Origin of the sequence: Bariatricus sp. HCP28S3_A4, from assembly GCF_052066395.1 — a bacterium.
Lineage (GTDB): Bacteria > Bacillota > Clostridia > Lachnospirales > Lachnospiraceae > Allocoprococcus.
Map to the genome: position 1 here is coordinate 1 of NZ_JBQHSE010000064.1, position 4,378 is coordinate 4,378.

The following is a 4,378-nucleotide window of genomic DNA, read 5'->3' on the forward strand; positions in this document are numbered from 1 at the left end:
ACCATACATTGCAATAAAATACAATACAATAAAACCAAAAAATTGACACAAAAAAACAGGTTTTATGCGGCCTGCAAGTACTTTTCCTATTGTTTAACTGTCAAACTCCCGAATTTTCGTGTTACTTGACAAAACAGGAAAGTTTGGGATAAAATTCATAACATACGAAAAAAGAAAGGGAACGGTAAATATGGCAAAACAATCTACATACGATGCGGATAGTATTTCCATACTGGAAGGACTGGAGGCTGTCAGAAAGCGTCCGGGTATGTATATAGGAAGTGTCAGTACGAAGGGACTGAACCATCTGGTCTATGAGATCGTGGACAATGCGGTGGATGAGCATCTGGCAGGATTCTGCGATCGGATCGAGGTGACGCTGGAGAAGGACGGATCGGCTACGGTGAACGACAACGGCCGCGGGGTACCGGTTGGAATGCACGCAAAGGGTGTGTCGGCGGCGCGTATTGTATATACGACACTTCATGCGGGCGGAAAATTTGACGATTCAGCATACAAGACGAGCGGGGGGCTGCACGGGGTAGGCTCTTCGGTCGTCAATGCGCTGTCCACATATATGGATGTAAAGATCAGCCGGGAGGGCGCGGTACATCACGACCGGTATGAGAAGGGGCATCCGGTGATCGAGCTGGAAAATGGATTACTGCCTGTCATCGGGAAGACGAAGAAGACGGGAACCTGTGTCAATTTCCTGCCGGATCCGGAGATTTTTGAAAAGACCCGTTTCCGGGAGGAAGAGATTAAGAGCCGTCTGCATGAGACCGCATATCTGAATCCGGAGCTGACGATCCTTTTTACAGATAAGAGAAAGGAACCGGAGGAGCGGATCGAATATCATGAGCCGGACGGAATCATTGGATTTATCAAGGATCTGAACTCCAAGAATGAGACCCTGCACGAACCGGTCTATTATAAGGGAGAGGCCGAAGGTATCGAAGTGGAAGTCGCATTCCAGTATGTAAATGAATTCCATGAAAATGTACTCGGTTTCTGCAACAACATTTACAATGCCGAAGGCGGAACGCATCTCACCGGGTTTAAGACCACATTTACCACGATCATGAACCAGTATGCGAGAGAGCTGGGGATCCTGAAGGAAAAGGACAGCAATTTTACGGGCGCCGATGTCCGGAACGGAATGACGGCGATCGTATCCATCAAGCATCCGGATCCGCGGTTTGAAGGGCAGACGAAGACCAAGCTGGATAATCAGGATGCTGCAAAAGCCACCGGAAAGGTGACCAGTGATGAGGTGACGAGGTATTTCGACCGGAATCTGGAGACGCTCAAGAAAGTGCTTTCCTGTGCGGAAAAGGCGGCGAAGATCCGTAAGACCGAGGAGAAGGCCAAGACCAATCTTCTGACGAAACAGAAGTATTCCTTTGACAGCAACGGGAAGCTGGCGAACTGTGAGAGCCGGGATCCCTCCAAATGTGAGATCTTTATCGTCGAGGGGGACTCGGCGGGAGGCTCTGCGAAGACGGCGCGAAACCGGATGTATCAGGCCATCCTTCCGATCCGCGGAAAGATCCTCAATGTGGAGAAGGCCAGCATCGACAAGATTCTCGCCAACGCGGAGATCAAGACCATGATCAATGCCTTCGGATGCGGATTTTCCGAAGGGTACGGAAACGATTTTGACATTACGAAACTACGGTATGATAAGATCATCATTATGGCCGATGCGGATGTGGACGGTGCGCACATTTCCACGCTGCTTCTGACGCTGTTCTACCGGTTTATGCCGGAACTGATCTATGAGGGACATGTGTATGTGGCGATGCCACCGCTCTATAAAGCGATGCCGAAAAAGGGAGAGGAAGAGTACCTGTACGATGACAAGGCACTGGAGCGATACCGTAAGACGCATGAGGGACCATTTACCCTTCAGCGCTACAAAGGTCTCGGAGAAATGGACGCCCAGCAGCTCTGGGAGACCACACTGGATCCGGAGAGAAGACTGCTTAAGAGAATCGAGATAGAAGACGCCCGCATGGCATCCAGCGTGACGGAGATGCTGATGGGAACGGAAGTACCGCCGCGCCGCGCATTTATCTATGAGAATGCGACGGAAGCGGAACTGGATATTTAGGAGGGAAGGCAATTTGGAGAATTCACAGATTATCCGGACAGAGTATTCGGATTTGATGAAGAAATCATATATCGATTACGCGATGAGTGTCATTGTGTCCCGCGCGCTTCCGGATGTGAGAGACGGACTGAAGCCGGTACAGAGAAGAACACTTTACGATATGTATGAACTGGGAATACGGTATGACAAGCCTTACCGGAAATGCGCCCGTATCGTCGGGGACACCATGGGTAAATATCATCCCCACGGGGACAGTTCTATTTATGAAGCGTTGGTTGTGATGGCTCAGGATTTCAAGAAAGGCATGGTACTCGTGGACGGTCACGGCAATTTCGGCTCCATCGAGGGGGACGGTGCTGCGGCCATGCGTTATACGGAGGCGAGACTGGCGAAGATCACGCAGGAAGCGTTTCTGGCGGATCTGGATAAGGATATCATCGATTTCGTGCCGAACTTTGACGAGACCGAAAAGGAGCCCTCCGTACTTCCGGTGCGTGTGCCGAATCTGTTGCTCAACGGAGCTGAAGGAATCGCAGTCGGTATGGCAACCAGCATTCCGACCCATAATCTGGGAGAAATTGTGGATGCGGTGAAGGCATACATGAAGAACAACGACATTTCCACGAAGCAGCTCATGAAATATATCAAGGGCCCGGATTTCCCGACGGGAGGGATCGTGGTCAACAAGGATGAGCTTCTGAATATCTATGAGACCGGAACCGGGAAGATCAAGATCCGCGGGAAGGTCGATGTGGAAGAGGTCAAGGGAGGACGCAAGAAGATCATTATTTCTGAGATTCCATACACCATGATCGGTGCGGGAATCGGAAAATTCCTAAATGACGTGGCGAACCTGATCGAGACAAAGAAGACGAATGATATCGTGGACATTTCCAATCAGTCCTCCAAGGAAGGAATCCGCATCGTGATCGAAGTGAAGAAAGATACGGATGAGGAGAACCTCATCAACATGCTTTACAAGAAGACCCGTCTGGAAGATACTTTCGGCGTTAATATGCTTGCGGTTGCAGACGGAAGACCGGAAGTCCTGGGTCTGAAGAAGATTATTGAGTATCATGTGGATTTCCAGTTTGAACTGGCAACCAGAAAGTACCGGACACTTCTCAATAAAGAAAAGGACAAAAAGGAGATTCAGGAAGGCCTGATCAAGGCCTGCGATGTGATCGACCTGATCATTGAGATCCTGCGGGGGAGCAAATCGGTGAAGGAGGCAAAGGCGTGCCTGACTCAGGGAATCACGGAGAATATCAAGTTTAAGTCAAAGATTTCCCAGAAGATGGCGTCCATGCTGCGTTTTACCGAACGTCAGGCGACGGCAATCCTGGAAATGCGTCTCTACAAGCTGATCGGTCTGGAGATCGAAGCACTCATGAAGGAGCACGAAGAGACACTGAAAAATATAGCACGCTATGAGGATATCCTGAATAATTATGATTCCATGTCCGAAGTTATCATGGAAGACCTGGATGCGCTGAAGAAGGAATATGCGGTGAAGAGGCGGACGGTGATCGAGAATGCTGAGGAAGCTGTCTTCGAAGAAAAGAAGGTGGAAGAGCAGGAGGTCGTACTTCTGATGGATCGTTTCGGCTATGCAAAGACGGTGGATGTTTCTACTTATGAAAGGAACAAAGAAGCTGCCGACAAGGAGAATAAATACATTCTTACCTGCATGAATACCGGAAAGCTGATGCTGTTCACGGCGGACGGCAAGATGCATCAGGTCAAGATACAGGATCTGCCTTACGGAAAGTTCCGCGATAAGGGGCTTCCGGTGGACAACGTAAGTAATTACGACAGTACGAAGGAGGAGATCATCTATATTTGTGATGACCGACAGCTGTATTTCGCAAAGTTTTTGTTTGTCACGAAGCAGGGAATGCTGAAAAAGGTGGACGGAAGTGAGTTCCAGGTGGCAAAGCGGACGATCGCAGCGACGAAGCTGCAGGATGATGACGCGGTTGTGAGCATTCAGATTGTGAACGACAGCCAGAACGTGGTGCTGATGACGGAAAACGAATATGTACTCCGGTTTGCTGCGGAAGAAGTGGCCGAAAAGAAAAAGGGTGCCGTCGGAGTGCGGGGAATCCGGCTCCAGAAGAAGGATGCCGTGGAGAAAGTGGTTCTGTTTGAAGAGGGAACGGAAGCAAAGGTTATGTTTCATGAGAAAGAGATCACACTGAACCGTCTGAAGCTGGCACGGCGGGATGGAATCGGAACGAAAATGAGAAAATAGCGGAAAATACT

Annotated in this window: 2 protein-coding genes; both read left to right on the plus strand. The window is 49.6% G+C overall.

Going from position 1 to position 4,378, the window contains the following annotated elements; translation table 11 throughout:
* The first annotated feature begins 190 nt into the window (after positions 1-190).
* Positions 191-2,113 carry a DNA gyrase/topoisomerase IV subunit B gene (locus tag ACTNBF_RS16175; RefSeq protein ID WP_427820440.1) on the plus strand — a complete coding sequence of 641 codons (1,923 nt, stop codon included), beginning with the start codon at positions 191-193 and terminating at the stop codon, positions 2,111-2,113.
* Between the two features lie 13 nt (positions 2,114-2,126).
* Complete coding sequence (locus ACTNBF_RS16180; protein WP_441089680.1) at positions 2,127-4,367, plus strand: DNA gyrase/topoisomerase IV subunit A; 2,241 nt, start codon at positions 2,127-2,129, stop codon at positions 4,365-4,367.
* Positions 4,368-4,378 lie beyond the last annotated feature (11 nt).

Coding starts and splice junctions, on each gene's coding strand:
- ACTNBF_RS16175 (WP_427820440.1), top strand. CDS start 191: ATGGCAAAACAATCTACATACGATGCGGATAGTATTTCCATACTGGAA.